The organism is Vreelandella sedimenti, from assembly GCF_013416325.1.
Taxonomy (GTDB): Bacteria; Pseudomonadota; Gammaproteobacteria; order Pseudomonadales; family Halomonadaceae; genus Vreelandella; species Vreelandella sedimenti.
The window spans coordinates 208,932-235,750 of the sequence record NZ_JACCGK010000006.1; the positions used below are offsets into that span (position 1 = coordinate 208,932).

Sequence of the window (26,819 nt, forward strand, 5' to 3'; positions counted from 1 at the left end):
CTTCCTCTTTGCTCCTAATTCCAACTGAGACTCTATCATGCCTCGTCTGCCGTTTGCCCGTCGTCCTTTGGCGCGCTCAATTTCCGCACTGATCCCCGTCACTGCGGCGCTCTTTTGCGCATCTGCCTATGCTCAGGAAGAAACCACTTCCAACGATACCGTGGTGGTTACCGCCACGGCGCTAAAAGTCGATACCCCGCTAGTAGAGACGCCACGTCCGGTCTCAAGCGTTGACCGTGAAGAACTGGAAGCCCGTAACGTCCAACAGCTAGATGAAACGTTCCGCTATCGTGCGGGCGTGCTGTCGGGCCATTACGGTAGCGATAACAATACCGATTGGCTCAAGGTGCGCGGTTTTGATCAATCGACTTACCAAGATGGTCTGCGTATCTACCGCGAAGGGTTTTATCAGTGGCTACCCGAGCCTTATGGTTTGGAGCGTATCGAGGTATTTAAAGGGCCTTCATCGATTCTTTACGGTGAGGCGCCTCCTGGGGGCTTGATCAATGCGGTCAGTAAGCGTCCGACTGAGACGCCTCAAGGGGAGTTTAATTTACAGATTGGCAATCGCAACCATCGCCAAGTTGGCATTGACACCAGCGGGCCGCTGGGAGAGTCAGACGATGTGCGCTATCGCTTGGTGGGATTATACAAAGAGCGCGACGGCGATTTAAACGCCACGGATAACGAGCGCTACTATTTTGCGCCGAGCCTGGCGGTTGATCTTAGTGAAGACACTACCGTTACCTTTTTAGCCAGCGTGCAAAAAGATGATGGCGTTCCCGTTAATGGCTTTAAGCTGCCCTATGGCACTGTGGAAAACACCCCCTTTGGCCACATCGACCCACAGACCAACTTGAGTGAACCTGGATATGACCAGGATAAACGCACTCAGTGGGGGCTTGGTTATGAGCTTCGCCACGCTATTAACGATACCTGGTCGTTTGAGCAAGATCTGCGCTACAGCGAACTGGACTTAGAGCTGCGCAGCACCTACGCGCTCTCCATGGTTGATGATCGACGCGCATCCCGTGGATTGGTTTATCGCGATGGTTCCATTGATAGCTGGACGATTGATAACCGCATGGTGGGTACTTGGTACGGTGATCGCACCGAGAATACGCTGCTGCTGGGTGTTGATTACCAAAACTTGAGCCTTAGTGGCCAGGAAGGGGATAACTATGCGTTCGGCGAGCCGATTGATATCTTTAATCCAACCTACGGTAACTTTACGCCGATTGCGGAAGAAGATCTGCAAACTCGGGAAATCGATAAAGAGCAGACCGGACTGTATGCCCAAAACCAGCTGCGTATTGATGACCGCTGGGTGCTGTTGGGCGGCGTACGCTACGACCAGGCGGAAACGGATAACCGTAATCAAACCGCAGGAACCACTCAGCGCTCAGATGACGACCAAGTGTCTTGGTCAGGTGGCGCAATGTACCTGGGTGAAAACGGCGTTAATCCTTACGTTAGCTACACCGAGTCATTTGACCCAGTGGGTAGAGTAGACGATGCGGGCGACCTGTATGATCCCCGTGAAGGTCGTCAGTGGGAAATAGGCGCTAAGTTGGCGCCGTTCGACTGGGATGGCTATGTAACGGCGGCAGTTTTTGATCTAGAAGAGACCAATACTCTAGTGACCTCTCCAGCAGGCTTCCAGGTACAAGAGGGCAAGCGAACCTCTCAAGGCTTTGAGCTGGAAGGGGTTGGTTATATTACCGATGCGTTAAAAGTCACCGCGGCTTACACCTACACCGATGCCCGCCTGGAAGGCGATGAGCGTGCGCCGTTAATCCCGCGCCACCAAGCATCAACATGGTTGGATTACGCCTTCACCGGCGGCGCGTTAAATGGCGTGACGCTGGGTGGTGGTGTTCGTTATGTGGGCAGCACCGTTGATACCAGCGTCGCCGACAACACAGCAGTGGATAGCTACACCCTGGTCGATGCCATGGTGGGCTATGAGTTTGCTGACGGCTGGCAGGCTCAGGTCAACGTCAACAACCTTACCGATAAAGAGTACGTGGCCAGCTGTGAATACTGGTGCTACTACGGTGAATCCCGCAGTGTGATTGGCAGTGTGAAATATAGTTGGTAAAGGGCTATCTCGAACTAAAACCCTTATTTAATGAGTGTCCACTATCTGCGGATGACGCAGGTAGTGGACGAGTTTATGACTAACAATTTTTGGATGTTTCAGTCTATTTTAAATCTCTCGGCCAAGTGTCTGAAAGTTGATAACCCTCTGGCCATGGGTCGCTGGGATCGAGTAAATGCTGGTGAGTTCCAGTAATCCAGGCGCGTCCGGCTAGACTAGGAATAATTGCTGGGCGACCCGCTATATCGCATGGGCTTACGATTCGACATTCAAACTCCGAACCGATAATAGATCGACCGATAAAGGGCTCCCCAACTTTCAATTGACCCTTCGCGTGCAGCACCGCCATGCGTGCAGAACAGCCTGTGCCGCAAGGGGAACGATCAATCTTACCAGGACGAATCACCACCGCATTCGTGGCGGTTGCTACGCCGCTTTCGTGGCTCACCGGTGCCGCTATTTGGCAAAAAGATATATGTGACCATTGTGGATTCAATGGATGCGTAAACCCCAGCTGTTCATTGGCAGCATGGGTGATCTTAAGGCCGGTGGCGACTAGATCGGCTGCTTCATCAGCATGCAGTGAAAACCCCAGCTGTTGGGGGTCGGCAATGACAAAGCTATCGCCCCCGTAGGCGGTATCGACTTGCAGCGATCCTACCCCTTCAACCTCGATCCAGCGGTCAATTTTGTCGGCAAAGGACGGTACGTTATGCACTTCAACTTTCTCGGCTTTGCCGTCTCGGCACTGCGCGGTAATCTCAACCAGCCCCCCCGGCGCTTCCAGTACCAAATGGGTAACAGGCTCCGTCATAGGCAGAATGCCGCTATCGAGCAGCACAGTTGCGACACAGAGCGAATTAGAACCGGACATCGGTGGTGTATCGGCGGGCTCCATGATGATCCATGCCATCTGGGCGCGAGGGTCTTTTGACGGCACCAGTAGATTGACGTGTCGAAATACGCCCCCACGTGGCTCATTGAGCATAAAGTTGCGCAGGGTTTCATCGCGTGCAATCCAGCGCGATTGCTCCCATAACGTATCGCCAGGTGGTGGGGCGACGCCACCTACGATGACATCTCCGACTTCTCCCTCGGCATGACAGCTGACAACATGAATGACTTTGCTTGAACGCATGTGAACCTCTAGACCACTGATTTGAGAAAGGCGGCTGTTTCCGGCTTCTGCGGGTTATCTATCACTTGATCGGGAGGGCCAATCTCATGAATGAGGCCTTCACGGAAAAAGGCCACGCGATCTGATACGTCTCGTGCGAACGGGATCTCATGGGTAACCAGAATCATCGTCATGCCGTCTTCAGCCAGTAGGCGCATGGTGTCGAGTACTTCACCTACCAGTTGTGGGTCTAGCGCAGAAGTGGCTTCGTCGAAGAGCATATAATCTGGCGTCATAGCCAGCGCCCGGGCAATCGCCATGCGCTGCTGCTGGCCACCAGAGAGCTTGCCGGGAAACACTTTGAGCTTATCAGCAAGGCCCACATGGGTGAGTTGCTTTACAGCTAACTCTTCGGCTTCAGCACGACTTTTGCCCTGAACTTTGCGCGGTGCCAACATAACGTTCTCTAATACATTCAAGTGGGGAAAGGCGTTCCACTGCTGGAAGACAATGCCAATTTTCTGGCGTAACTGATTGATGTCGGTGCCCTTAGCATGCACCTCGGTGCCGTCGACTTTAATCGATCCACTTTGGATATTTTCCAAGCCGTTGATGCACATCAGCAAGGTTGATTTCCCCGAGCCGGAGCCTCCCACTATGGAGACCACCTCGCCTTTTTGTACCGTCAGGTCAACCCCTTTGATCACTTCTAAATCTTTAAATGATTTATGTACTTTTTCGATCTCAATCATTCTGCTGCCACCTTTTTTCCACTTGGGCACCTAGGCGGGATACCACCAAGCTAATGAGGTAATAAATAAGCCCTGCGATGCACAGCACCAGTAATGGCTCCTGAATGCGCGTGACGATGGCCTGGGAGGCGCGGAGCAATTCAATGATGCCGATCCACATGACCAGCGCGGTATCTTTCATGGCCGAAAGCGATAGGTTGAGCCAGCCGGGAAAGGCGACCCGGGTCGCTAGTGGTATTACCACATAACGCAGGTCTTGCCAGTAGGTCATGCCCAGCGAGCGACTGGCCAAACGCAGGTTCTGGGGCACCGACAGCACGCCGCTGCGAACAATCTCGGTGCAGAAAGCGGCTACATACACGCCAAGGACCACACAGCCCACGGTGAAAGCGCTCCAATCCAGGCCCACAATGCTCTTGAGCGAATTGAACAGCACAAATTGGATCAGCAGCGGCACGCTGCGAAAGATATCCAGAAACCACCCCAGCGGAATCGTTGCTCTGGGCAGTAGCGCGCGGAGTAGCCCACAAGAGACGCCAAGAAAGGTACCGAGTAGCATCGACCAAAACGTCAGTAACAGAGTGACCCAGGCCCCTTGAAGCAGAAACAGCAGGTCGTTCCAGGTAAAGCTAGTTGAAAACATGGTCAGGCCCTCAATAGCGGAATAAGCGCCAGGCCAACAGCCGGGCTATCGCTACGATTAGTTTGGCGATCAGGTAATAGATCACCGCTGCCAGCGCAAACAGCTCAAAAGTGCGGAACGTTCTGACGTTGTAATCCTGGGTCACCCCGGTGAGGTCGTTATTTAGGCCAACGATTACCCCTAACGACGTCATTAATACCGCCCACACCATCTGGTTGGTGATGGGGTAAAACACGATCCGCAGTAGTTGCGGCACCACCACCAGGCGATACGCCTGGAAGCTGCTCATTCCCAAGGAGCGGGCCGCACGGACTTGGGTATCGGGTATTGCTTTGAGGCCGCCACGAAAATTTTCAGCCAAGTAGCCAGCGTTATTGAAGGTGATACCGGCTAACAGGGCAGCCCAGGAACTGACATGCAAACCGATGGCGCCTAGGCCGAAATAGACGATGTAGATCTGGAACAGAGCAGGGGTGTTGCGAGCGATTGACACCCAGGTACCTGCCAATGCCCGCGTAGCAAGGTTGGGGGTCTCCCGCATCGCCAGCAAGGCAAGAGCGATTAAGACACCGAAGATCATCGATAGCGCCGCGGTCTCAAAGGTGACAACAGCGCCTTCGAGCATATCCGGCAGGGCTCTTAAGGCAGTACGCCACTGGAAGGTGTAATCAAACATGGCTCAGTGTGCTCCTTGACGAGTTGCAACGCCTGTTAGCCAGGTAGGTAGCCGGCCACTGGCCTCTCCGCTGCAGGCGGTTTCGACACACTCAGCAAGGTTGCCGAAGTGCACCTGACGACCGACTAACCCAGGGGCGTAGTGGGCATATTTCCCCGAGTTAGTCATTAGGGTGCGCGCCGTTGGCGGCACCACAGGCTCACCCAGCATGCACCAGCAGGTATCGTTGATAAGCTGGGCACCGAAACGCTCCAGGGTAGTGACGTACCCCGCCGCGCTAGCGTCGGCATAAACTGCCCGCCCGAGCGTTACTGCCATGGCGACATCCGGATGTTTATGGCGTCCAGTACAGAGCTTCGCCAGTGCCGCGCATTCGCTTAGCGAAAAGTGCGGATTGCCCAAGGAGACAAGGCCGACTTGACGCGCCTCAGCGTGATCCAGTTCATACCAGCTAGTGAGTAGATCCGCGGGTTCAACCGTTAGCTGGCGTAAAGGCGGTAGTTCCCCCAGGGCCCGGGATTCACTCATCGCTTCAGGGGTAATCTTGCTGATGTGGAACATCGGTGCAGCGGAGGTAGTAGCGAAGGCCGCACCGAATGCTTTGAGATCATCGCGGCTGGGAGCTGTCTCTTCCAGTCCGCAAAGCAAGGGAATCTCACTGCCGCAGAGCAGTCCGACGTGATACCCCAACAACGGCCAGAAAGCGTCATCCAGTGTATCGAGTGGCTTAATGTCAATACGCAGCGTGGCAATACGCCCCTGGTCTCGATGAGCGCCAATATAGGGAGCCCGCCCCGTTAAGGCGATGCAAATATCCAGATAATCAGGGTATTTCAGCGTTCGTGCCGCGAGCACACTGTTGGCATAAACGACGGCGTTAGACTCGGCCCAGACGATCTGTTCGCCTGCCTTAGGGGCGCTGTCGAGTAAATAGGGCGCGCAGGTGTAACTGAGTTGCGCGCCCATGGCCATATAGGCGTTGCCTAGCGCACTGGCAGGTTCGCCGAAAGCGGGGTCGATGCCCTGGGCCCGCCAGCGGCACTGGTCAACAGAAATAGCATTGAGGGTGGTGGGAACACTCACCTGTGCCCCCCATTCAACTAGCTGTTCAGCGAAACGCAAACTGGCGGGGCCGGTGTAAATACAGCCGTCTATATGCGCTTGGCTGATGTCTATCAGTTGGTCTGCGCCCTGAAGCTCAGCCATTCGTAACACGATGCGCATCGCCTCCTGAGCCGCTTTACCATGATGACCACTAAGGAACGCCTGGTCGCTTTCGCTGAGCGATACGCGGGAGAGGGTTGGCCTGACGGGCGCTGGTGTAGAGTCGGTGTTGTTCACCTTTGCCGCCCAATCTCCTAAGGGAGGAGTATCGAAAAAGCTTATTGTTTCATTTTCAATACGCGCAAAGCGCCTTTGGCGCAGCGTGGTAAACAGTTCTGGGCCGACGCACACTACTGGAATCGAGGATTTAAACAGTGTTTCGGCGATGATGACCCCTAGGGTCAGGATCTCTTCTTGATCGGCGAATATTAGCGCGGCGGGGGCGTTGTCGCCGGTAAGCAGTTCAAGTAGCACGCTGCTACCAGTGCAGGAGCCGCGTCCACTAGGCAGTGCGAGTATGCGCCCGGCAATACACTGGCCTCTCAACGGGTGATGACAGTCAATAATCTCGCCACTGAACGGATCGACACCACCCCAAAAGCTCAAGCCAACGTCGGTATACAGTAGTTCGCCCTGGGCTGAACCACAAACCAAACTACGACCGGTGAGCGAAATATCAGACATAGCGTCATCTCGTTCGTTGGAAAGGGCGCGCCGCTCGGGCGGCGCGCGATACATGGTTGTGATTGGATTTGTGTTACGTGGCTATTAGTAATAAACGCCGGGTACGGTCAGGTCGACGGGTTCGCCGCCCACCCACTTGTCGTAGAGTTCCGCATAACGCCCAGTGCGTACTTGCTGGTTGACGAATAGATTTAGGTAATTCAGTAGGCCGTATTCGGTGCGATTGGCTGCCAGTGATACGTAATCAATGACATAGGGCGCTTCGCCAGCAATTTTAAGACCTTCATATTTGCCGGATTCAAGGGTCGAGGATGCCACTGTGTTGGTGACCACGGTTGCATCAATATGGCCTTGGGCGACAGCGAGAATAGTATCGTTCTGGGTTTGATAAGCACGGAAGCTGCCATCACCCCACTCATCAACATCTTTCTCCAGTGCCATGGCTTCGTAGGTACCGCTGGTATTGCCAACAGGGCGACCCTGCAAATCATCATATTGATCGATACCAGTGTCGTCACGGGTTAGGACGACCATCTGGAAAGCGAAGTAGGGAATGGACATGCCAACGGTTTTGGCGCGCCCCAAGGTGTCAGAAGTGGAGGCCACGATCACATCAGCGCGCCCGGAGACCAGCGCAGGAATGCGGTCAGGGAAGGGGGTTTCAACGATTTCAGCATCGACTTCGAGGACATTGGCCAGATCGTTACAGTAGTCGACATCGAAGCCGGCAGGCTGGTTGTCATCGTCTCGAAATCCCATGGGGGGAAAATCCAGGGTGACAGCACAACGTAGGGTGCCAGAGCTAATTATTTCATCGAGTTTGTCAGCCTGCGCCTGACCGATGACGGATACACTCAAGATAGCGGAAAGCGCTAATGGGGCTGTCTTGTTTATCATTCTTGACCTCCTAGGTGGGCTTTGCTTGGCTGTAAGAAACAGCAAACTTAGTATTTATTATTTCGGATACGATTTGCAAGTTTTGCAGTCATTAATTCTTATTTATAACTAAGGTGTTGTTTTCTTCGTTTTAAATAGAAATTTCGAGTAACGGTGCAAGGTGGGGTGATCATAATAATGAGGGAATAGACCGCTATATCACCGCTTTAGAGCCGCAGCGTTGAAACAGATCACGCAAGAACAAACACAAGATACTGCCGGGTTGGGCAGCGAGAGTATCGCTGCCCTGCGGATTAAGAGGGCGAGTGTTTGTGATCTAAGCCTGGCTGAAAAGTCAGCGGCTATTTGGCAAGTCGGTTAGGCAGGTGATCGTAAAGTGTCCGACACACACCGATGATATGGCGCTCAACCAGTGCCGCTGCTTCGTCGGCGTCGCCTGTACGGCAAGCGGCAATAATCGCGCGATGCTCAGTGTCGGCACGAGCCTTTCCCTGGGATAAGCTTAGCTGTAAGCGAAGGTAGCGCTCCACCTTATCGTGGATAGATCGAATCAAACTCATCATAAAGGGGCGCTGCGCAGGCTCGTAGAGACAGGCGTGGAACTCCCAATTTAAGGCGGCCCAGCGGCCCACGTCGTCCTCACGGTTGAACTCGTCGCAGATGCGTTCGGCATTATCGAAGGTTGCCAAGCCCATGTTGGGTACCGCGAGGCGGATGGCCTCTACTTCCAGCAATACACGTACTTCGAACATCTGGGCAAGCTCGGGTTCGGAGATTTTGGTTACCACGGCGCCTTTGTTGCGCTGGAACAGTACCAAGCCCTCCGCTTCCAGGCGTTTGAGCGCCTCCCGTACCGGGATTTTGCTAACATTGAACTTGTTGGCTATGTCATCCTGGCGAATCGGCTCCCCCTCTTCGATTTGGCCAGCAATAATGGCTTCGCGCAGGTGTTTGACGATCACCTCTGAAGTTGAAGGGGTAATGCCAAGGTTAGGTGCGTTAAACATGGTAAATGACAACTATAAGAATCCGTAGGTGAGAGAAATATATGAGATATTGTATACCAACTTAGCATTTTGCAATTCTTTTTCGCCTCAACTGCGTAGCTTAATATTTAAGCTGTTTGGCATGTTGACGATTTTTCCTGTCAGGTAAAACGGCTTAACCGGTAGGGCGATAAGTTAGCCACCGGCTGAGAGTGAGAGCACGCTGCCAGGTCGGCAATAATCTCTGCAGTCAGCGCTGCCTGGGTCAAGCCAAGGTGGTGATGCCCGAAGGCCAGTAAAACCTTGCCATCTTTGACACTGTCGATAATCGGCAGGGAATCGGGCAGAGAGGGGCGAAAGCCCATCCAGGGTTTGGCCCCAGTGGCATCCAGCTCATTTCTAAATAGCCCTTGGCTGAGCTTATGTAGCTGCCAAGCGCGCTGCATATTGGCTGGCCGTTGAAGCCCAGCAAACTCAACTGTCCCTGCCAAACGTAGCCCTTCATCCATTGGCGTCATGATAAAGCGACGCTCCAACGACGTAACCGCCACCGGTAGGCGTCCTCGTTCATTTGGCAGCATCAGGTGGTAGCCCCGCTCGGTATCCATCGGAATACGTATACCCGTTAGCGCGGCGGCCAACTTGGCCGAGTGGGCGCCGCAGGCTAACACTACTTTGCTGGCCGTCATGGGCGATGCGTTGTCAGTCTGTAGAGTGACGCCTTGATCATTGACATATCCCGTTAGCACCGTGGACTGCCTGAACTCTACCCCGTTCGTTTCAGCGGCCCGCACCAGCGAGTTAACTACCTGCCAGGGGTTGATAACATGGGCGGTACCTGGGAAAAACAGCCCCCCTTGAATGGTGTTAGACAACTCGGGGGCAACGTCTCGAATGGCACTGCCTGACCATCTTTCTACCGGGACTTTCTGCTCGGCCATCCGTGCCCGCAGCACCTCCAGTTCGTGGGCAGCGTCGGCCTTTTCGTATACCAGGAAAGAGCCTTCTTCTTTCAATAAGTGTCTGCCATTGATGCTGTCGAGAAGTCGCTGCCAGGCAGTCAAACTGTGTTCATTCAGGGCGCTAATGCCCGCCACGCTAGTTTGATAAGGGGCTTGGCGTAGATTCCAGAGTAACCGAGTGAACCAGGGCAGCGCTTTAGGCATATAGCGCCAATCCAGCCGCAATGGCCCCATGGGGTCGAGCAGCATCTTAGGCAGCTGTTTTACGATGGCGGCATCGGCAATGGGGAAGACCTGCTCCGTTGCCATATGCCCAGCATTCCCATAGGAGGCTCCCATCCCAGGGAGCTGGCTATCCAGCACCACGACGCGCAAGCCTTGTTGACTTAAAGCCAAAGCGCAAGCGGTGCCGATAATACCAGCACCAATAACGACGATATCAGCCGCTATATTGGGATGGCTTACTGCCTGTGGGTTTGTTTCCATGGAAATTCCCGGTTTTTACAAAAGAGCGCTTCGGCTGGATACACAGCCAACGTGTAGCTAGGTTATTAGCGATTATCTAGCGAAGCAGACCAGCTCGAATACCAACTACGGAAGAGCGCGTACTGGGACTCCACATAGTGACGTTGTGAATCGCTGAGCGCGTCGGTTTCATTAAAGTGCAGGGCGTATTCGCTATCGCCATTGAGCACCATCAGGTGCTTGTAGTAGAGAACCAGGTCGCCGCCTTCGTCAAAAGAGGAGAGCACGCCTAGTGCTTCCTCTAGCTCCATGGCCAAACGCCGTGCTTTGACGTCCCCTTTCGCGGCCTGTTGGCTGAGCGAGACAAGTTGCAATACCTCTCGGGGCAGCGCATTGCCGATACCGGTTATAGCGCCCGTGGCGCCACAGTTGACGAAACCATGATAAACAGTGGTGTCGACACCGACCATCAGAGTGACATCTTCGTCTTGAGAGGTAATGTTTTCCGCCGCATAGCGGAGATCATCAGCGCCGCCAAACTCTTTGAAGCCAATCAGGTTGGGGTACTTGCGGCGTAGCTCAAAGAATAAGTCGGCACGTGTGGCGAAGCCGTAATAGGGGCTATTATAAATCACCGCCGGTAGCTTGGGCGCCGCGTCCAAAATGGCCGAAAAGTGTGACTTCTGCGCAGCCGCCGAGGTGCCTCGTGAAAGCACACGCGGAATCACCATCAGCCCTTTGGCACCTACTTTAGCGGCGTGAGCCGCATGGGAAACAGCCTCCCGTGTGTTGATTGCACCGGTACCCACAATCGTCGGAACGTCAGCCTCAACGAGGCGTGCGACGCCTTCCTGGCGCTGCGATTCGCTGAGTAACGGCCAGTCGCCCATGGAGCCACAATACACCACACCGCTCATACCCAGATCTACCAATGAACGGCCTTTAGCTACCAGGGCGTCGAAATCAGGTTGACGGTTAGCGCTGCAAGGCGTCATTAGTGCCGGTATGCAGCCGGTAAAAATGTTATCGCTCATTGTTGTTCCTCTTCGTTTGGTGGTATTGGCCGTGGGAGTTAGTGTTGCGTTCAAGAGCAGGGTGGCCGGTATAGAATGATTACGAGGCAGTAATTCCCCAGGCGAACGGATCTTGCTCATCAATCAACAGAGTGGTGTCGGCGCTTAAATAAGCACGACCTTTAATGTAGGGGCGAACACGGTCACCTTCCCATTCGTAGTGTGCTTCGAACTGACTGCCGCAAATACTCGCCTGTACCCAGGGTGTGCTGGGTGCAAGTTTGCCATCCGCCGCTAGGCACGCCAGCTTGGCGCTGGTGCCGGTACCGCAGGGGGAACGGTCATAGGCCTTGCCGGGGCAGAGTACGAAATTACGGCTATCGGCCACAGCGTCGTCAGCAAATAGTTCGATATGGTCAATCTCGCCACCGTCATCCCCGGTGATGGCCGCCGCTTCTAGCGCCTGGCGAACGGCCCAGGTGAAATTCATCAGCGCCTCGACGTTATCCAGGGTCAATGATTGGCCATGGTCACTAATCAGGAAAAACCAGTTGCCGCCCCAAGCAATATCGCCGTGTACCCGCCCGAAGCCGGGTACCTCAAGGGGAACGTGCTGACGGAAGCGATAGGCGGCTACATTACGAACGGTAACCGCCCCATCATCATGGAGCGTTGCACTGATTGGGCCGACCGGGGTGTCGATCTTATGATTACCGGGGCCGATCAAACCCAAGTGATGCAGAGAGGCCACTAGGCCGATGGTGCCGTGGCCGCACATGCCCAGATACCCCGTATTATTAAAAAAGACCACCCCGCAGGTCGCATCCGGCGACTCGGGTGCGCAGTAAAGCGCACCTACCAGTACATCATGGCCCCGTGGCTCTAACATGCAGGCGCGTCGCCACTGATCATGGGAGGTGCGTAGTGCATCGCGCTTCTCCGCCATGGTGGTGCCAGGGAGGTCGGGGAAGCCCTCTATGACCAGCCTTGTCGGTTCCCCCCCCGTATGAGAGTCGATGACGCGTACCTGTTTCATGGGACACCTTTGGTTTATGCCATGTGTTTTATGTCATGGGTTACTAATGCTGAAAATAGCAGTCTGCCTAATCATGCCTGATTTTTTATATCTTATACAATATCCAAAAAACTTTGTGAAGCTACCCATGTTCCCTCTATGAGGATTGTCGGTATAGCTAGGACGTCGCATTGGTTTGGTTTTTATCTCAAGAAAATCTTGCAATGCACTTTGGTATATCTTATACCAAAAAGAGAGGCGAAAACTGATTAGAGAATTTAGTGAGCTGGTGGCTTACCCGGTTTTGGTAGCGTCCAGCCTGTCTCAGGGAGAGATGAATAAAACCAACACACAGCAGGGGTGATTGATCATGAATATTATGAAAAGTAATTTAAAAACAACGAAGTGGATTCCATCAGTGCTAGCAACAATAGCGCTTTACTCTCCCTTATATGCAGCAGAAGTCGAGTGGCGAGTGCCTACTTCAGTGCCAGGAGGTTCTCCTTTTTATGAAAACTTTCTTGAGAGGTTCGCTGATAATGCAGAGAGGCTAACAGCAGGCAGAGTGGAGATTAGCCCTTTCGGCGCAGGCGTTATTGTGCCTGCATTGCAGGTTTATGATGCGGTAAAAGAGGGCACCGTTGAGGCTGGCCATTCCACTCCTAGCTACTTAGTTAACCAAAATCCCATCAATGCTATTTTTGCTGGGTTTCCGGGAGGCATGGGATCGCAGTCATATATTAACTGGATTTACGAAGGGGGTGGCCAACAAGCGCTGCAAGAAGTTCGAGCTAGCGAAGGGTTGCACTCACTCATTGTGGGGATTGGGTCTACTGAAATATTTGCTCACTCCAATGTGCCCATTAATGGTCCAGATGACCTTGATGGCTTGAAGTATCGAACTTCTGGGCCTTGGGCTGAAGTTGTGCGCGAGTATTACAATGCGGTGCCCACTGTGGTGCCACCCGGTGATATTTATACGTTACTACAACGCAAGGGTGTTGATGCCATTGAGTGGGCAACCCCTTCCAGTAACTATCCAGAAGGCTTTCATGAAGCAGCCCGCTACATCATCGTGCCCGGCGTGCACCAACCCACCTTTCTCTGGGAAGTGGTTGTCCGTCAGGACACTTGGGATCAAGTCCCTGACGATCTAAAGCAACTTATTGAGTCCGCTGCTAAGTTAACCACTTACGAAGGACTTACCAATTTTTATCATAACGATCTAATCGCTATGGAAAATTATCGCGCCGGTAGAAACGAAGTGATCAGTTTGGACGAAGCGTTTGTTGAACAGCTAGCGGAAAATGGCCGTGCTTGGATCGCGGCCCGAGCAGCGGCAGAGAGTGATGCAGGCAACCCAGCCATGGAAGAAATTTTAGAAGATTACCAAGCTTATCAAGCGCGTTGGAATGCTCAGAAAGACTATCTCATCACTGACTAATATAAACCTGCCAAGGGAAGGCGCCTAAGCCTTCCCAGGTAGTTATACCTATGAGCAATGTACCGATATGAGTGATGCCTATCATGTTTTTTAATTTAGTGGATCAGCTGGCTAAAATATCGGCTTGGCTAAGTAAGCTGGCGCTCATCGTCTTGGCAGGTGCGATGTTATACGAAGTAGTAGCGCGCTACGTTTTTAATGCCTCCACCATCTGGGCTTTTGATATCTCCTATATGGCCACTGGCGTTGCTTTTATGCTGGGTGTCGCCTGGACAGCGCAGGTGGATGGTCACGTCAAAGTAGATGTTCTGAGTAGTCTTATGCCAGTTCGCCTCTCACGTATTATAACGGGAGTGGCTTATACCTTTGTGTTGTTCCCAACTCTTTCGATGGTTGCTTTGTATGGCTGGAAGAAATCTCTGTCGGCCTTTACAACAAGTGAAGTTGAAATGGTCAGTACATGGGCGCCGAAAATGTTGCCCTTTTATACCTGTATTGCTGTTGGACTCACGCTTCTTGCGCTTCAAGTTCTGGTCATTGGACTGCGATCTTTTCTTGTTAATACTCATTCTAATAGGGCTAACTAAATGGATACCATGACGGCTGCCCTGATGTTCCCAGGGCTGTTCTTGTTGATCTTTATGGGTATTCCTGTTGCTTTCTCACTGATTACCGTCTCATTGGTGGCTGGCTGGTTTGCCTTCGGGCCTATTATCTTTCAGCAACTTTACGGCAGTATTTATAGCGCTTCATCTAATTACGTTCTTTCCTCAATTCCACTCTTTGTGCTTATGGGCGCGATACTTGAGAAGTCGGGCATCGCCAAAAACCTCTTCGATGCTATTCAGATGTGGATCGGCCGACTGCCAGGCGGGTTGGCACTGACCACGATCGCCATGGCAGCAATATTTGCGGCTGCCTCTGGGGTCGTTGGCGCGGTGGAAATAATGATTGGGTTAATGGCTATCCCTGCCATGCGAGCTTACCGCTATAACAATTCGCTGATTGCGGGGACTATTTGTGCGGGCGGATCCTTAGGCACGATCATTCCTCCTACCGTTATAGTGGTCGTCTACGCGGCTCTTGCCCAACTATCTATCGGTGCACTTTTCGCTGCGATTATTCTTCCCGGCATCTTAATGTTGTCTCTTTTCGCCCTTTATATCGTCGGGCGTTGTTGGTTGCGTCCTCAAGATGGCCCTGCTGCTAAAGCCACCAATGATAAAACGCTGGGAAGGAAAATCAGCATTACGCTGAGAGCGTTACTGCCCCCTCTGCTATTAATGTTTGCGGTACTTGGATCGCTCTTGGGCGGCATCGCTTCACCTACAGAAGCTGCTGCCGTTGGCGTGGCAGGCGCAGTAATCTTAGCGGTCATCAATGGCGGCATCACCCTGCCTTCATTGGTTGATTCTCTGTCACTGACGGTGCGTATTACAGCGATGATTCTGCTGATTGTAGCCGGGGGCACGATGTTTACTGGCATCTTCGCAGTCAATGGTGGCGGTGAGATGGTGTCCGCAATAGCTAGTGGCTTGGGTGGTGGTACAACAGGCGTCATCCTATTTTTTCTAGCCGTCACATTCTTACTGGGGTTTGTACTTGACTGGACATCGATTGTTTTGATCTGCGTGCCAATATTTACCCCTATCATCAAACAGCTGGGTATTGATCCTATTTGGTTTGCCACGCTCGTGTTGGTAACTATCCAAACCAGCTACCTGACGCCGCCTATGGCATCGTCAATCTTTTATTTAAAGTCGATTGCACCCAGCGATATTACCTATGGGCAAATGTGTAGAGGTGTCTTGCCATTTATCGCGGTGCAATTGCTAACGTTGGCGGTGGTGGCGTTATTCCCTGCAATGGCTACATGGCTGCCTGACAAGATAGTGGGTTTTTAAGGAAACACTATTGGTAATAAATGGTGGGTTGCCTATTTCATGGTGTGCTATCAATGTTATTAGCGAAGAGGATAGATGAATAGCGACTATTACAGTGCGTAATGTAGATGATGAACTCCTGAATTCAAACATTAAGCGCAGCTCCGCATTTAAGCGGCGAGCCATGGTCACTTTATGGAGGAAGAGGTGCGGCTTATTCTTTCTCGATCCGCAGCGTTATTGCACAACTGTTTCCGTTTTCGCAATGGATTGGCTGCGTTTCCGCGGTACGCAAATAGGGCTGCCGCTTTCAGGGTCGTGGAGCACATGAGCATCAAGGTCAAAGACGCGCTTGAGATTGGTCGTGGTAAAGACTTCGCTAGGCGCGCCGCTGGTGACGATACGACCATTGGACATCATCACTAAATGATCAGCGTAGGCGGCGGCCAGGTTTAGATCGTGGAGCACCAGTAGCAGGGTGCGGCCTTTCTCATGGGCCAGGCGCGAAAGCAGTTCCAGCAAATCAACCTGTACCTTCAGATCCAGAAAAGTAGTGGGCTCATCAAGCAGAATCAGATCGGTTTGTTGAGCCAGCACCATGGCAATCCAACAGCGCTGGCGCTGGCCGCCTGAGAGCGCATCGATATTGCGCTCGGCAAACTCTGTCACGTGGGTATAAGCCATGGCTTCACGAATAGCAGCGGCGTCCTGCTGAGCATTTTTCTGCCACAACCCCTGATGTGGAAAACGCCCCATCCCCACTAGCTGCTTTACGCTCAGCCCCTCAGGCGCTACCGGACCTTGGGGCAGAATCCCCAGGCGCTTGGCGACCTCCCGCGTCTTGCTGCGATGGATATCCTTGCCGTCCAAATACACATGCCCGCCACTAGGCGTAAGCGTGCGCGCGAGGGTTTTCAGCAGCGTCGACTTGCCACTTCCATTCGGCCCCAAAAGCACCGTGAGCTTGCCTTCCTCAATCGAAATGTCGACACCATCCAGTACACGTCGAGTGTCATAGCCCGCTTGCAGGGCTTCGCCCGTCAAGCGAGGTGGCTGATGAGAAGGGTGGGCCATGAATGTGCTCATTGGGGTTGTTTAGGCAGGCAAAACCGTAAGACAAAATATTCTCATTTTCAATACTTGCCATTGCTCAGCAAGTAATTGCTCACTGCCTCTAAGCGTCAGCCGTAGAAGAAATGTGGGATAAGAGAGGTGAGGAGTCGTGTCGTTATCCTGAACAGTTCGTTCTGCTTGAGTAGACCTCTGTGATTTATATGCATAAAATAATCATTATTATTTAGATGTAGATTACGTTTTCAGAGTGGGGTTCACTCAAAAGCAGGGGGGATAAAAACTAGATGTACATTAAGAAACGCCAGGTATTTTGGCCTACGGTGACGCTTGCCGGTTTGGTAGCTGCCAGCCACGCGTATGGACAGGAGCCTGCTGCCACAGGATCGCAAAGCGGTGCCAGTGATGCCGACTCGACCATGGTGGTGACTGCCACCCGCAGCCATAGCGAAGCGGGCCAAACGCCGCAGCGGGTAACGATCATTACCCGTGAACAGATCGAGCAGCAGCTAGCGATTACTGATGATCCGGGCCAGGTGCTCAGTAATCTTATTCCCTCTTACTCCCCCAGCCGCCAAAAGCTCTCCAACGCGGGCGAGACATTCCGCGGCCGTGATGCCCTGTTCCTGATTGACGGAGTGCCGCAGTCCAACCCCCTGCGCGACAGCTCGCGGGATAGCTATACCATTGACCTTTCCATGGTAGAGCGTATTGAAGTGATCCATGGCGCCAGCGCCGAGCACGGATTAGGTGCTACGGGGGGCTTGATCAACCTGGTGACCCGGCGTGCCGAAGGCGGAGGCATTAGCCAGCACGCAGGTATTAGCCTGACCACGGACGATGATTTTCAATCCGGTGGGCTAGGCCACAAGTTGGACTACCGCATTAGCGGTCAGCAAGGCGACTGGGATTTCGTTGCTGCAGCGACGCGTCAGGCGCGCGGGGTCTTTTACGATGGCAACGATGAGGTGGTCGGTATCGCCTACCCAGGCGAGCTGCAAAACTCGGAAAGCTATGATCTTTTCGGCAAGCTGGGCTACTGGATCGACGACAACCAGAATATTGAGTTCTCGCTGAACCACTTCGATTTGGAAGAGGGCAACGACTACGTACCGGTAACAGGAGACCGCTCCGCAGGTGTTCCCACCACGGCGCGCAAAGGCAGTCGTGACGGCGAGCCTGGATTTAATGAAGTGACCTCTGCGCGGCTTTCCTACTCCCACGCTGATTGGTTTGGCAACGAGCTGGATGCCCAGGTTTATCACCAGCGCTTTCGTGCGCGCTTCGCCACCACGCCGTTTTTCCCCTATGTGGATAGTGCGGGGGCTACCCAATACGACCAAACGCGGAATGAATCTGATAAAACGGGCGCCAAGTTCACCTTGAACCGTGACGGCATGCTGGGCGACCGTTTGGGTGTGACGGTTGGTTTGGACGTGCTGGAAGACGAAACAAGCCAGATGTTGGTGCATACCGGGCGTACCTACGTGCCGGAAAGCGGTTATCGTAATTTGGCGCCTTTTCTGCAGGGCCAGTTTAAGCTCGCGGATCCTCTCACGCTGCATGCCGGGGTGCGTCACGAATATGCCGAACTTGAGGTAGATACCTTTCAGACCATCGATCGCAGCAATGTTACTCAAGACAACGTTACCGTTGATGGCGGTAATCCCAGCTTCGATGAGACGTTGTATAACGTCGGCTTAACCTACCAAGCCACCGATTGGGCTCAGCTGTATGCCAACTACTCGGAAGGATTTGGCATGCCCGACGTGGGCCGAGTGCTGCGCGGTATTGGCACGTCGGGCCAGGATGTGGATACCCTGCTGCAACTTCAGCCTATTGTTACCGATAACCGGGAAATCGGCGCGCGTTTTGACTGGGATGGCTACGGGCTAGAGATTAGCTACTACGAATCCAATTCGGATTACGGCCAGCGGCTTACCGAACAGAATGGCTCCTGGGTAGGCAGCCGGGAGAAGACCGAGATTCAAGGTGTTGAGATTACCGGCGACATGCAAGTGGCGGACAAGCACGATCTATCGCTCTCCTATGCCCACACCGAGGGCAAGTCAGATCAGGATGGCGATGGCAGTGTGGATACCAAACTCACCGGTATCAATATCGCCCCGGATACGCTCAAACTGGGCTGGAGTGCTACCTGGAACGACCGCGTTTCCACGCGCTTGCAGGGTAGTTACTACTTCGATCGCAGCGTCGATAATCCTGAGCTTGATTTTGACGGTTACGGCTTAGTGGATGCTTCTCTAGCTTATCGCCTGCCCACCGGCAGGGTGTCAGTGGGTATCGAAAACCTCACCGATGAGGATTACCTCACTTACTACTCTCAAGCCGCACGCATCAGCGATGAGTACTACTTCACTGGGCGTGGTCGTACTTTCACGCTGGGGTATCAACTGGATTTCTAGTCAGCCGCTTTCTATTTTCTATGTTTTGTGCTCGATACTGTTTGGCGGCGCCTTTGGGGTGCCGCTTTTTTTTGTCAATTCGCGCTAAAAGCGAGCTCGCGATCTATGCAGTAAATAAACGAAGAAGGGCGCGCCTATCCCGGCAACAAAGATGCCAGCAGGTAAATCTTTGGGCAAAAACGCTACCCGGCCCAGCAGGTCGGCGTAAAGCACAATCAAGGCGCCAACCAGCGCTGATGTAGGCACCAGGTGTGCCATGTTCCGCCCCACCAGCTTGGCCGCCAAGTGGGGCGCAATTAAGCCCACAAAGCTCAAACCACCTGCAAACGCCACCGCGGCGCCTGCCAGCGCCACGCTGCAGGCCAGCAATACCAATCGGCTGCGCAAAATCGCCACGCCAAGCCCTTCGGCAACGCTATCACCCAGGGCCATGGCATCCGCATGGCGGGCGAAGAGTAGGCTTATAGGCACCGCGACGACTAACCACGGTAATAGACCCCACACATCGTCCCATTGCGCCGCGTAAAGGCTGCCGGTTAGCCATACATAGGCGGTCATGGCGGCAGAGTCATCGCTGATCACGATTAACAGGGTGGTGCCAGCGCCCATGGCCGCCGCCAGGCCAATGCCGACTAGCACCATGCGCGATGGGCTAATACCGTTTTTCCAGGCCAAGCTAACCACCAGCAGTGCAGAAACCAGTGCTCCCAGCATGGCTGCAACAGGCAGCCAGTGAATGCTAAGGGTCGAACTCAATAGGGATAGGAACACCACCGCCGCCAGCGCCGCACCGCTGGTAATGCCGATGACATCTGGGGAGGCCAGCGGGTTACGCACAATGCTTTGCAGAATCGCTCCCGCTATTGCCAGGGCAGCGCCGACCAGTATCGCTAGCGTAATGCGGGGCAGCCGAAGCTCCCAAATAATAAAGGCGATATCGCTACTTTTTGGGGCCGCCAGCGCGTTTAGCACCTGCAGAGGCGGCGTGGGAAAACTGCCTAAACAAAGCGATAGCCCGGCGCTTGCTAGCAATAAAAGGCTTAGCATCAGCAGGCGACGTGGTAAGCGATTACTGTCGCTTTTTGCTTCGCTATTGATGGTTAACGTGGCGTCTGTTCTCATTGGCCAGCTATCTTGCGTCGTGCCAGATAGATAAAGAAGGGCGTGCCGATCAGCGCGGTCATCACTCCGACTGGGACCTCCTGGGGTGGCATTAAAAAGCGCGAGCCCAGATCGGCCAGCAGCAGCAAACAGGCACCCAATAGCGCGCAGGCCGGCAGCAGCCAGCGATGGTCGATGCCAAATATTCCCCGCGCCATGTGGGGCACAATCAGGCCGACAAAACCGATCATGCCCGCCAGCGCCACGGAGCTACCCGCTAGCACAATCACAATTAAGCCCAGCAGTAGCTTGATGGTGGTGGCCTGCATGCCGAGTCCAGTGACCATATCATCGTCCAGTAACAGCGCATTGACGTGACGTACCAGAAGTGCGCTGAGCAGCAGTGCTCCGCCGAAAAGCGGCAGTAAGGGCGTTACCAATGAAAGATCGCGTCCCGACACTGAGCCCGCCAGCCAGTAAAGCACGCTTTCAAAACTTTGCTGATCAATCACCAAAAGTCCTTGGCTAAACGACACAAACATTGCCGTTACCGCAACGCCTGCCAGCACAACCCGTAGTGGGGAAAGCTCACCGTGGCGGCCGCGGCTAAGTACTACCACCAGTATGGCCGCAACGAGTGCCCCTAATAGCGCGGCCCATACGTAGTGAGCGGGGGTATGTAGCGGTAATAGCGAAACCGCAACCACCACAAAAAACATCGCGCCGGCGTTAATGCCCAAAATGCCCGGCGACGCCAGCGGGTTGCGCGTCAAGGTCTGCATCAGGGCGCCGGCAATCGCTAAGCTGGCGCCCACCAGAGCGGCAATCACCGCACGGGGTAAGCGCTCAGTTAAAAGAATGATGTGGGAGATGTTGGTAGGATCGTAATGGGCGAGCGAGCCGTACAGAGAGGAGAGGGCGATCTCAGTTGTGCCTAACATCACGCTGGCGAAAAAGGCGCCTAGTGCCACCAGCACGCCAAGTAGCAGGCCAATACTTTTTGCGGCAGTACTGTTTAGCATGAAGTAGGCTCCCCACGGCCACCGGCGTGAGGCAGGCAAGCCTGATGCGCCGCCGCTTCGGGTTGCAACAGCCCATAGTGGCTATACAGATCATCGAGCATGGCGTTGGCCGCCAGTATGCCGCCCCCCATCATCCAACTGACCGGATCAACTTCAAATACGCGCCCGCTCTGTACCGCTGACAGCTGTTGCCAGAGAGGGTGGGAGGCCCAGTGTTGGTAATTATCTGCAATAGCAGGGTCATCGGGTTCAAGCAGAATAAAGAGGGCATCGGCATCCAGCATCGGAATGTTTTCGGTACTGGAAAGCTTCATTCCCCAACTCTGGCTTTGCAGTGTCTCCGGCTGAGCAAAGCCCAGCTCATCAAGAATCGCGCCCGCAAAGCCACTGGTATAGATACGCACGTGGTCGCTTTTAAACCGTACCACGGCCACTTTTTGCGGCCATTCGCTGCTCAACTTGGCGGCGATCTGCTGGCGAAAGTCGGCGACACGATCATCCCATTGCTCAAGCAGCTCATTTGCCTGCGCTTCGCGGCCAGTGGCATTAGCCACCATCGTGAGCGTGGTTTTGAAGTTAAACACCGTAGGTGCTGATACCGTGGGGGCGATAGCGTTGAGTAGCGGCGCTATTCGCGCATGGCGAAAGTCGCTGGCAATCACGAGGTCTGGATCAAGCCAGGCGATCTTTTCCAGATTGGGTTGGGTTTCCAGCCCCACATGCTCGACGCTATCAAGCGCATCGCGCAGATAGCGGTACATGGGCTTTTCCAGCCAGGAATCGACTACGCCAATAGGCATTAGTCCAAGGGCGACTGCGCTGTCGGTAGCCCCCTGGTAAAGCGTCACAATGTGTGGTGATTCCGGTGGGCTGCTCGGCGTGTTAGCGGCTGCCGTTAAGGGCATTAGCGCCGCCTGCGTTAACAGCAACACACTCATAAAAACCTTCTTGCGATGAGTGAGTGCTTTTAACATTAATGTCACTTTACGATTGGCTCGGAGTTAAGAGCCAGGATGATGGCATGACGTAAAAGTTAATGCAAAGCATTACCAAATGAAGGCCGCGACCTCTACTATCCCAAATACCGCGACCCCGGCCGCTACCGGCCAGCCCAGTGAGCGTACCCGCGACCACACCAGCAGCGTGACGGAAAGCCCGATGGCGGTGGCGATCCAGGATACAGCGCTTGGGTTAACCGGCACAATGGACACCCCCAGCACGGCAGCAATCATCAGCGGGCCGAGAATACCCAGCCACTGGGGCATGTTATTAAGGCCGCTTTCGCTGTTGAGGCGGCGTTGCATCCATAAAAATGGCACTACCCTCATCAGCAACGTGCCAATGGCAGAAACCGCTACCGCTATCCAAAGAGCAGTGCTCATGATGCACGCCTCCTGTTGGTGGCGAATCTTTTTGTATAGAACTGCATGGAGTAGAAGCACAGCGCGCCGCAGGCGGCGGCTAGGGGAATCGCCACGTTGCTCCAGCCGAACAAGGCCAAACACAGTGCCGCTAAAATGGTGCAGCCCATGGCGACTGCCCAGCGCTTGTCGGTAAAGCGCGGCGCCACCATGGTCAAAAACAGCGCGGGCAGCGCAAAGGGCATAATCTCACCCAGCAGTGGCCAACGGGCGGTAAAGGCCTCACCGGCGGTAGCACCCACCGCGGTGCCAATTATCCAGGCACCCCAGGCCAACAACGATGCACCAACAAACCAACTAAAACGCTTTACCTCAGGCAGTTGGGGCAGCCGGGTTAGGGCCAGTGCAAACACCTGGTCGGTGAGGCCGTGCATTAGCCAGGGCCAGTGGCGGCTGCGCGGCAGTAACGCCGCCAGGTTAGGGCCGTACACCACATGGCGCACGTTAATCAGCAGCGTCATCGCTATCACCAGCCACAGCGGGGCGCCGGTGGCGATCATACCGACAAATAGAAATTGCGAAGCACCGGCGTAAATCAGCGCTGAAATAGCCGTGGCCTCCAGCGTGCTGAAGCCGGCCTGGGTGGCGACTAAGCCAAATGACAGCGCCACGGGAATGTAGCCGCCCAGTAGTGGGATGGCTTCTCGCACACCCTGCAGCGCGCTACGAACGGGATAGTGGCTGGCAGCTTGGCTCATGGTGTTTGGCCTTCCAAACCATAGGTGATGGTCATCATCAAAGTGGCCTCCGCTGCGTGGGTACGGTAAAGGTGCGGTTGGTCGGCGGCGAAGGTGATGGCCTCTCCCGGTGTCAGTACCGTGGTTGCCCCTTCGGGCCCTGCTTCCAGACAGCCGCTAATCAGCGTGAGCGATTCACGGGTGCCAGGTGTATGGGCTTCAGCATGGCGCAATGTATGCGGTGCGCAGCGCATCCAGTAGGCGTCCACTTGGGGGGAATCCTTGCCTTGATCGATTAAACGCACCTGTACGCCATCTTCACCCAGCGGCACGCTGATGGGCGCCACCAGGGTGCCGAAGGGCACATTGAGCTGCACCGCCAGCCGCCAAAGGGTATCCAGGGTCGGATTGCCGTTGCCCTGTTCAAGGCGACATAGGTTGGATTTGGCAATCCCCGCCTCATTGGCTAACTGCGACAGCGACCAGCCCCGCTCAAGGCGAAGTGTTTGCAGGTGTTGGCCCAGCGTGTTGAGTGAGAGCTTATCCATTTTGTCATCTCGTGTTCCTTTTATAGAACGTTCTATATAAAGAACGCTAGCCTGTCAATGATTGTGGCAAGCGCTTTCAGTGGCACTCTTTATGCATGACCTTTAGGTTGGCTGCTGCGAGGAAGCGCAATGCGATCATTGGCAATGCTCAAACCGGTTAAATCGATCCTATACAGCGTGGCGTTACTGCTGCTGGGTAACGGCTTACTGAATACGCTGCTAACCCTGCGTGGTACGGGGGAGGGCTTTTCCAGCGCAGTGCTGGGGATGATTATGTCCGGCTACTTTGTTGGTTTCATCTGCGGCACCTGGGTGAGCGGACGCTTAATTCGGCGCATGGGGCATATCCGTACCTTTGGCTTCTGCGCCTCTATTTGTGCATCGGTGGCGCTACTGCACCTGGTGTTTATCAGCCCCTGGGTATGGCTACCGTTGCGGGTGATCTATGGGCTTTCGTTTATCACTTTAGTGACCGTGATAGAGAGCTGGCTGAATAGCCAAGCCGCCAGCCATGAGCGGGGACGTATTTTTGCGGTATACATGGTGGTTAACTTAGGCGCTCTGGCCACGGCCCAGCAGTTGCTGCGGCTCTCTTCACCCGACGGGTTTTTACTCTTTGTGGTGATCGCCATTTTGATCAGTTGGGCGCTGCTACCCATCACCATGACCCGTCGTGTGCAGCCCAAAATACCTGAGCGGCCCAAAAGTAGCCTGCGCGCGTTGTTAGGCTTTGCGCCCTTGGCGGTGGCTTCCGCCGCGTTGTCGGGGCTTGCCATGGGCGCGTTCTGGTCGATGACCCCGGTCTACGCCACTCAACTGGGGTTTGATATTGGCGGGGTCGGGTTGGTGATGAGCGTGGCGATTATTGGAGGGGCGCTGCTGCAGATTCCCATCGGGCGCTTCTCCGATAAACACGACCGCCCCAAGGTCATGATCTGGGTGGTGCTGCTTGCGGCCTTGATAGCAGCGGCCATGCCTTTTGCGCCTAGCCACGAGGTGCTGCTGGGGCTCTATTTTATCTGGGGTGGCTTGGCATTTTCGCTCTATCCGCTAGCCGTGGCGCAGTTAATTGACCAGCTTCACCCGGATGAAATTGTCTCCGGCTCGGCGGATATGCTGGTAATGCACGGCGCGGGCTGTGCCGTGGCGCCGATAGCGGCGGGGGCACTGATGAGCGCAGTGGGAGGTCATGGCTTGCCGCTCTATATTGCTTGCGTGTTTACCTTGCTGGGTATCTACGCCCTCTATCGCCGCCGCCGCGTCAGGGCAGTGGTCACTCATACCGCACACTTTGAGCCGATGGTGCAAAGTAGTGCAGAGGTGTTGGAAATGATCTTCGATGATACTCAGCGCGACTTATTTGATGACCCGAATTTTTATGAAGAGGATGAACGGGAGCGTTTGGCGGGGCTTGTTAAAATATCCACTCGTTAATGCGGGAAAGTACTGGGGGCAAGCACTGGGGAAAAACACTGGGGGAAAGTGCTGAGGGAGCGGCTGTTATAAGCAGCCACCCCCCAGGGTGAACGCTTAAGAGCGCTTCGCCTCTTGAGACTGGCAGGCGGCAGCAGTGAACAGCACATCGGTAGAGGAGTTGAGGGCGGTTTCGGTGGAGTCCTGTACCACGCTGATCACAAAGCCAATCGCCACCGCTTGCATGGCCACTTCCGTGGGAATACCGAACAGGTTGGCTGCCATGGGAATCAGCATGAGCGAACCGCCCGCCACGCCTGAAACGCCGCAGGCCGCCAGCGCTGAAACCACGCAAAGTAGCAGCGCCGTGGGGAAGTCGACGCTAATGCCCAGCGTATGAGTGGTCGCCAGAGTGATGACGGTAATGGTGATGGCCGCACCGCACATATTGATCGTCGCGCCTAGCGGAATGGAAATGGAGTAGGTGTCAGGGTCGAGCTTCAGGCGGCGGCAAAGCTCCAGGTTCACGGGGATATTCGCGGCCGAACTGCGGGTAAAAAAGGCTGTAATTGCACTGCCGCGCAGGCATGTAAACACCAGGGGATAAGGGTTTTGCCGGGTGGTGAAGTAAACCAGCAGCGGGTTGCTAACCAGCGCGACAAACAGCATGCAGCCCACAATGACACCTAGCAATTGGGCGTAGTTGAGCAGTGCCTCAACGCCGGACTCTGCCAGTGTGCCTGCTACCAAACCAAAGATACCCAGCGGCGCTAAACGAATCACCAGTGTCACAATGCGTGTGATTGCTGCGGACAAATCGCTCAATGCTTGGCGGGTGGTCGCGCTGGCTTGGCGCAGCGTTAAACCCAGGCCGATAGCCCAGACCAAAATAGCGATAAAGTTAGCCTCCATCAGTGCACTAACCGGGTTGGCCACCGCATTCAACAGCAGGTCGCGTAGAACGCTAAAAATATCCCCGGGCGGGTTACCGTCAACTTGGCCTGCATTCAATGTCAGCTCGGTGGGAAACAAGAAGCTGGCTGCCACCGCAATGAGCGCGGCGATCAGCGTGCCCACCACATATAGCACCAGCACGGGACGAATGTGGGTGGGTTGGCCTTTTTGATGAGCAGAGATTGCTGCGGCTACCAGTACAAACACCAAAATGGGCGCCACCGCCTGCAATGCGGCGATAAAAAGCTGGCCAAGCAGGGCCACGTCGCTTGCAATGCCCGGTGAAAACAGGGCGAGCACTACCCCAGCAACGATACCGATTAAAATCTGCGGGATAAGGCCCAGCCGAATAAGTGGCCGGAAAACGGTGCGGGCGGTGGCGATCATTGCGCAACTCTCAGGTAGTAAAAGGTGGGTGGCGTGGCGGCGTTTAGCCGCTAACGC

At 54.4% G+C, this 26,819-nt stretch carries 24 protein-coding genes; 6 read left to right on the forward strand and 18 right to left on the reverse strand.

Annotated features, from left to right (window positions below; genetic code table 11):
* Positions 1-37 precede the first annotated feature (37 nt).
* On the forward strand, positions 38-2,101 hold the full coding sequence (locus tag HZU72_RS08660) for a TonB-dependent siderophore receptor (protein ID WP_180091424.1): 2,064 nt from the start codon (positions 38-40) through the stop codon (positions 2,099-2,101).
* Positions 2,102-2,204: 103 nt separating this feature from the next.
* Here the strand turns inward: HZU72_RS08660 and HZU72_RS08665 are convergent, their stop codons facing one another.
* From HZU72_RS08665 to HZU72_RS08710, 10 genes are all read right to left on the reverse strand, one after another.
* The gene (locus HZU72_RS08665; protein ID WP_180091425.1) at positions 2,205-3,239 is read right to left on the reverse strand and encodes a trans-3-hydroxy-L-proline dehydratase; all 1,035 of its coding nucleotides are present in this window, start codon (positions 3,237-3,239) and stop codon (positions 2,205-2,207) included.
* An 8-nt stretch (positions 3,240-3,247) separates the two neighbouring features.
* Positions 3,248-3,970, reverse strand: a complete 723-nt coding sequence (locus tag HZU72_RS08670; protein WP_144811122.1) for an amino acid ABC transporter ATP-binding protein — start codon at positions 3,968-3,970, stop codon at positions 3,248-3,250.
* A complete protein-coding gene (locus HZU72_RS08675) occupies positions 3,963-4,613 on the reverse strand; it encodes an amino acid ABC transporter permease (RefSeq protein ID WP_180091426.1) in 651 nt (216 codons plus the stop codon). Before HZU72_RS08675 ends, HZU72_RS08670 begins: the two co-directional genes overlap by 8 nt.
* A 10-nt stretch (positions 4,614-4,623) precedes the next feature.
* Complete coding sequence (locus tag HZU72_RS08680; RefSeq protein ID WP_035584948.1) at positions 4,624-5,289, reverse strand: amino acid ABC transporter permease; 666 nt, start codon at positions 5,287-5,289, stop codon at positions 4,624-4,626.
* Between the two features lie 3 nt (positions 5,290-5,292).
* Positions 5,293-7,077: a cis-3-hydroxy-L-proline dehydratase gene (lhpI, locus tag HZU72_RS08685; protein WP_180091427.1), complete on the reverse strand. Its 1,785-nt coding sequence runs from the start codon at positions 7,075-7,077 to the stop codon at positions 5,293-5,295.
* A gap of 84 nt (positions 7,078-7,161) precedes the next feature.
* Positions 7,162-7,974 (reverse strand): ABC transporter substrate-binding protein, encoded by an 813-nt coding sequence (locus HZU72_RS08690; protein ID WP_035584945.1) that lies wholly within the window; start codon positions 7,972-7,974, stop codon positions 7,162-7,164.
* A gap of 341 nt (positions 7,975-8,315) precedes the next feature.
* Positions 8,316-8,993: a GntR family transcriptional regulator gene (locus tag HZU72_RS08695; protein ID WP_235976039.1), complete on the reverse strand. Its 678-nt coding sequence runs from the start codon at positions 8,991-8,993 to the stop codon at positions 8,316-8,318.
* A gap of 128 nt (positions 8,994-9,121) precedes the next feature.
* The gene (locus HZU72_RS08700; protein ID WP_180091428.1) at positions 9,122-10,408 is read right to left on the reverse strand and encodes an NAD(P)/FAD-dependent oxidoreductase; all 1,287 of its coding nucleotides are present in this window, start codon (positions 10,406-10,408) and stop codon (positions 9,122-9,124) included.
* A gap of 65 nt (positions 10,409-10,473) precedes the next feature.
* The gene (locus HZU72_RS08705; protein ID WP_180091429.1) at positions 10,474-11,421 is read right to left on the reverse strand and encodes a dihydrodipicolinate synthase family protein; all 948 of its coding nucleotides are present in this window, start codon (positions 11,419-11,421) and stop codon (positions 10,474-10,476) included.
* A 79-nt stretch (positions 11,422-11,500) separates the two neighbouring features.
* Complete coding sequence (locus HZU72_RS08710) at positions 11,501-12,436, reverse strand: 4-hydroxyproline epimerase (RefSeq protein WP_180091430.1); 936 nt, start codon at positions 12,434-12,436, stop codon at positions 11,501-11,503.
* A gap of 349 nt (positions 12,437-12,785) precedes the next feature.
* Here HZU72_RS08710 and dctP point away from each other — a divergent pair, with 349 nt between their 5' ends.
* The 3 genes from dctP (at position 12,786) to HZU72_RS08725 (ending at position 15,763) form a co-directional block, all read left to right on the forward strand.
* Positions 12,786-13,859, forward strand: a complete 1,074-nt coding sequence (gene dctP / locus HZU72_RS08715) for a TRAP transporter substrate-binding protein DctP (RefSeq protein WP_235976040.1) — start codon at positions 12,786-12,788, stop codon at positions 13,857-13,859.
* A gap of 83 nt (positions 13,860-13,942) precedes the next feature.
* On the forward strand, positions 13,943-14,446 hold the full coding sequence (locus HZU72_RS08720; protein ID WP_180091431.1) for a TRAP transporter small permease subunit: 504 nt from the start codon (positions 13,943-13,945) through the stop codon (positions 14,444-14,446).
* 24 nt (positions 14,447-14,470) lie between these two features.
* On the forward strand, positions 14,471-15,763 hold the full coding sequence (locus HZU72_RS08725; RefSeq protein ID WP_235976041.1) for a TRAP transporter large permease: 1,293 nt from the start codon (positions 14,471-14,473) through the stop codon (positions 15,761-15,763).
* 216 nt (positions 15,764-15,979) lie between these two features.
* Here HZU72_RS08725 and HZU72_RS08730 read toward each other — a convergent pair whose 3' ends face one another.
* Positions 15,980-16,816 carry an ABC transporter ATP-binding protein gene (locus HZU72_RS08730; RefSeq protein WP_180091433.1) on the reverse strand — a complete coding sequence of 279 codons (837 nt, stop codon included), beginning with the start codon at positions 16,814-16,816 and terminating at the stop codon, positions 15,980-15,982.
* Positions 16,817-17,100: 284 nt separating this feature from the next.
* Between HZU72_RS08730 and HZU72_RS08735 the strand changes: the two genes are divergently transcribed.
* Entirely contained in the window at positions 17,101-19,239 is a 2,139-nt protein-coding gene (locus HZU72_RS08735) for a TonB-dependent receptor (protein ID WP_180091434.1), read from the forward strand.
* An 84-nt stretch (positions 19,240-19,323) separates the two neighbouring features.
* On the opposite strand, the gene HZU72_RS08740 is transcribed toward HZU72_RS08735, so the two are convergent.
* The 6 genes from HZU72_RS08740 to HZU72_RS08765 form a co-directional block, all read right to left on the reverse strand.
* On the reverse strand, positions 19,324-20,361 hold the full coding sequence (locus HZU72_RS08740) for a FecCD family ABC transporter permease (RefSeq protein ID WP_180091435.1): 1,038 nt from the start codon (positions 20,359-20,361) through the stop codon (positions 19,324-19,326).
* Positions 20,358-21,362 (reverse strand): FecCD family ABC transporter permease, encoded by a 1,005-nt coding sequence (locus HZU72_RS08745; protein ID WP_180091436.1) that lies wholly within the window; start codon positions 21,360-21,362, stop codon positions 20,358-20,360. The genes HZU72_RS08740 and HZU72_RS08745 overlap by 4 nt, the downstream gene beginning before the upstream one ends.
* Complete coding sequence (locus HZU72_RS08750; protein ID WP_371829538.1) at positions 21,356-22,336, reverse strand: ABC transporter substrate-binding protein; 981 nt, start codon at positions 22,334-22,336, stop codon at positions 21,356-21,358. The genes HZU72_RS08745 and HZU72_RS08750 overlap by 7 nt, the downstream gene beginning before the upstream one ends.
* Before the next feature lie 72 nt (positions 22,337-22,408).
* Positions 22,409-22,744 (reverse strand): AzlD domain-containing protein, encoded by a 336-nt coding sequence (locus HZU72_RS08755; RefSeq protein ID WP_027958561.1) that lies wholly within the window; start codon positions 22,742-22,744, stop codon positions 22,409-22,411.
* Positions 22,741-23,481, reverse strand: coding sequence for an AzlC family ABC transporter permease (locus HZU72_RS08760; RefSeq protein WP_180091437.1), 741 nt, complete (start codon positions 23,479-23,481; stop codon positions 22,741-22,743). Before HZU72_RS08760 ends, HZU72_RS08755 begins: the two co-directional genes overlap by 4 nt.
* Positions 23,478-24,008 (reverse strand): helix-turn-helix domain-containing protein, encoded by a 531-nt coding sequence (locus HZU72_RS08765; RefSeq protein WP_180091438.1) that lies wholly within the window; start codon positions 24,006-24,008, stop codon positions 23,478-23,480. The genes HZU72_RS08760 and HZU72_RS08765 overlap by 4 nt, the downstream gene beginning before the upstream one ends.
* A 129-nt stretch (positions 24,009-24,137) precedes the next feature.
* On the opposite strand from HZU72_RS08765, the gene HZU72_RS08770 reads away from it, so the two are divergent.
* Complete coding sequence (locus tag HZU72_RS08770; protein ID WP_180091439.1) at positions 24,138-25,442, forward strand: MFS transporter; 1,305 nt, start codon at positions 24,138-24,140, stop codon at positions 25,440-25,442.
* A 96-nt stretch (positions 25,443-25,538) separates the two neighbouring features.
* Here the strand turns inward: HZU72_RS08770 and sstT are convergent, their stop codons facing one another.
* Positions 25,539-26,762: a serine/threonine transporter SstT gene (gene sstT, locus HZU72_RS08775; protein WP_180091440.1), complete on the reverse strand. Its 1,224-nt coding sequence runs from the start codon at positions 26,760-26,762 to the stop codon at positions 25,539-25,541.
* Positions 26,763-26,819: the final 57 nt, after the last annotated feature.

Coding starts and splice junctions, on each gene's coding strand:
- HZU72_RS08660 (WP_180091424.1), top strand. CDS start 38: ATGCCTCGTCTGCCGTTTGCCCGTCGTCCTTTGGCGCGCTCAATTTCC.
- sstT (WP_180091440.1), bottom strand. CDS start 26,762: ATGATCGCCACCGCCCGCACCGTTTTCCGGCCACTTATTCGGCTGGGC.
- HZU72_RS08670 (WP_144811122.1), bottom strand. CDS start 3,970: ATGATTGAGATCGAAAAAGTACATAAATCATTTAAAGATTTAGAAGTG.
- HZU72_RS08770 (WP_180091439.1), top strand. CDS start 24,138: ATGCGATCATTGGCAATGCTCAAACCGGTTAAATCGATCCTATACAGC.
- HZU72_RS08710 (WP_180091430.1), bottom strand. CDS start 12,436: ATGAAACAGGTACGCGTCATCGACTCTCATACGGGGGGGGAACCGACA.
- HZU72_RS08720 (WP_180091431.1), top strand. CDS start 13,943: ATGTTTTTTAATTTAGTGGATCAGCTGGCTAAAATATCGGCTTGGCTA.
- HZU72_RS08665 (WP_180091425.1), bottom strand. CDS start 3,239: ATGCGTTCAAGCAAAGTCATTCATGTTGTCAGCTGTCATGCCGAGGGA.
- HZU72_RS08705 (WP_180091429.1), bottom strand. CDS start 11,421: ATGAGCGATAACATTTTTACCGGCTGCATACCGGCACTAATGACGCCT.
- HZU72_RS08755 (WP_027958561.1), bottom strand. CDS start 22,744: ATGAGCACTGCTCTTTGGATAGCGGTAGCGGTTTCTGCCATTGGCACG.
- HZU72_RS08735 (WP_180091434.1), top strand. CDS start 17,101: ATGTACATTAAGAAACGCCAGGTATTTTGGCCTACGGTGACGCTTGCC.
- HZU72_RS08740 (WP_180091435.1), bottom strand. CDS start 20,361: ATGAGAACAGACGCCACGTTAACCATCAATAGCGAAGCAAAAAGCGAC.
- HZU72_RS08690 (WP_035584945.1), bottom strand. CDS start 7,974: ATGATAAACAAGACAGCCCCATTAGCGCTTTCCGCTATCTTGAGTGTA.
- HZU72_RS08765 (WP_180091438.1), bottom strand. CDS start 24,008: ATGGATAAGCTCTCACTCAACACGCTGGGCCAACACCTGCAAACACTT.
- HZU72_RS08760 (WP_180091437.1), bottom strand. CDS start 23,481: ATGAGCCAAGCTGCCAGCCACTATCCCGTTCGTAGCGCGCTGCAGGGT.
- HZU72_RS08675 (WP_180091426.1), bottom strand. CDS start 4,613: ATGTTTTCAACTAGCTTTACCTGGAACGACCTGCTGTTTCTGCTTCAA.
- HZU72_RS08730 (WP_180091433.1), bottom strand. CDS start 16,816: ATGGCCCACCCTTCTCATCAGCCACCTCGCTTGACGGGCGAAGCCCTG.
- lhpI (WP_180091427.1), bottom strand. CDS start 7,077: ATGTCTGATATTTCGCTCACCGGTCGTAGTTTGGTTTGTGGTTCAGCC.
- dctP (WP_235976040.1), top strand. CDS start 12,786: ATGAATATTATGAAAAGTAATTTAAAAACAACGAAGTGGATTCCATCA.
- HZU72_RS08725 (WP_235976041.1), top strand. CDS start 14,471: ATGTTCCCAGGGCTGTTCTTGTTGATCTTTATGGGTATTCCTGTTGCT.
- HZU72_RS08745 (WP_180091436.1), bottom strand. CDS start 21,362: ATGCTAAACAGTACTGCCGCAAAAAGTATTGGCCTGCTACTTGGCGTG.
- HZU72_RS08700 (WP_180091428.1), bottom strand. CDS start 10,408: ATGGAAACAAACCCACAGGCAGTAAGCCATCCCAATATAGCGGCTGAT.
- HZU72_RS08680 (WP_035584948.1), bottom strand. CDS start 5,289: ATGTTTGATTACACCTTCCAGTGGCGTACTGCCTTAAGAGCCCTGCCG.
- HZU72_RS08750 (WP_371829538.1), bottom strand. CDS start 22,336: ATGTTAAAAGCACTCACTCATCGCAAGAAGGTTTTTATGAGTGTGTTG.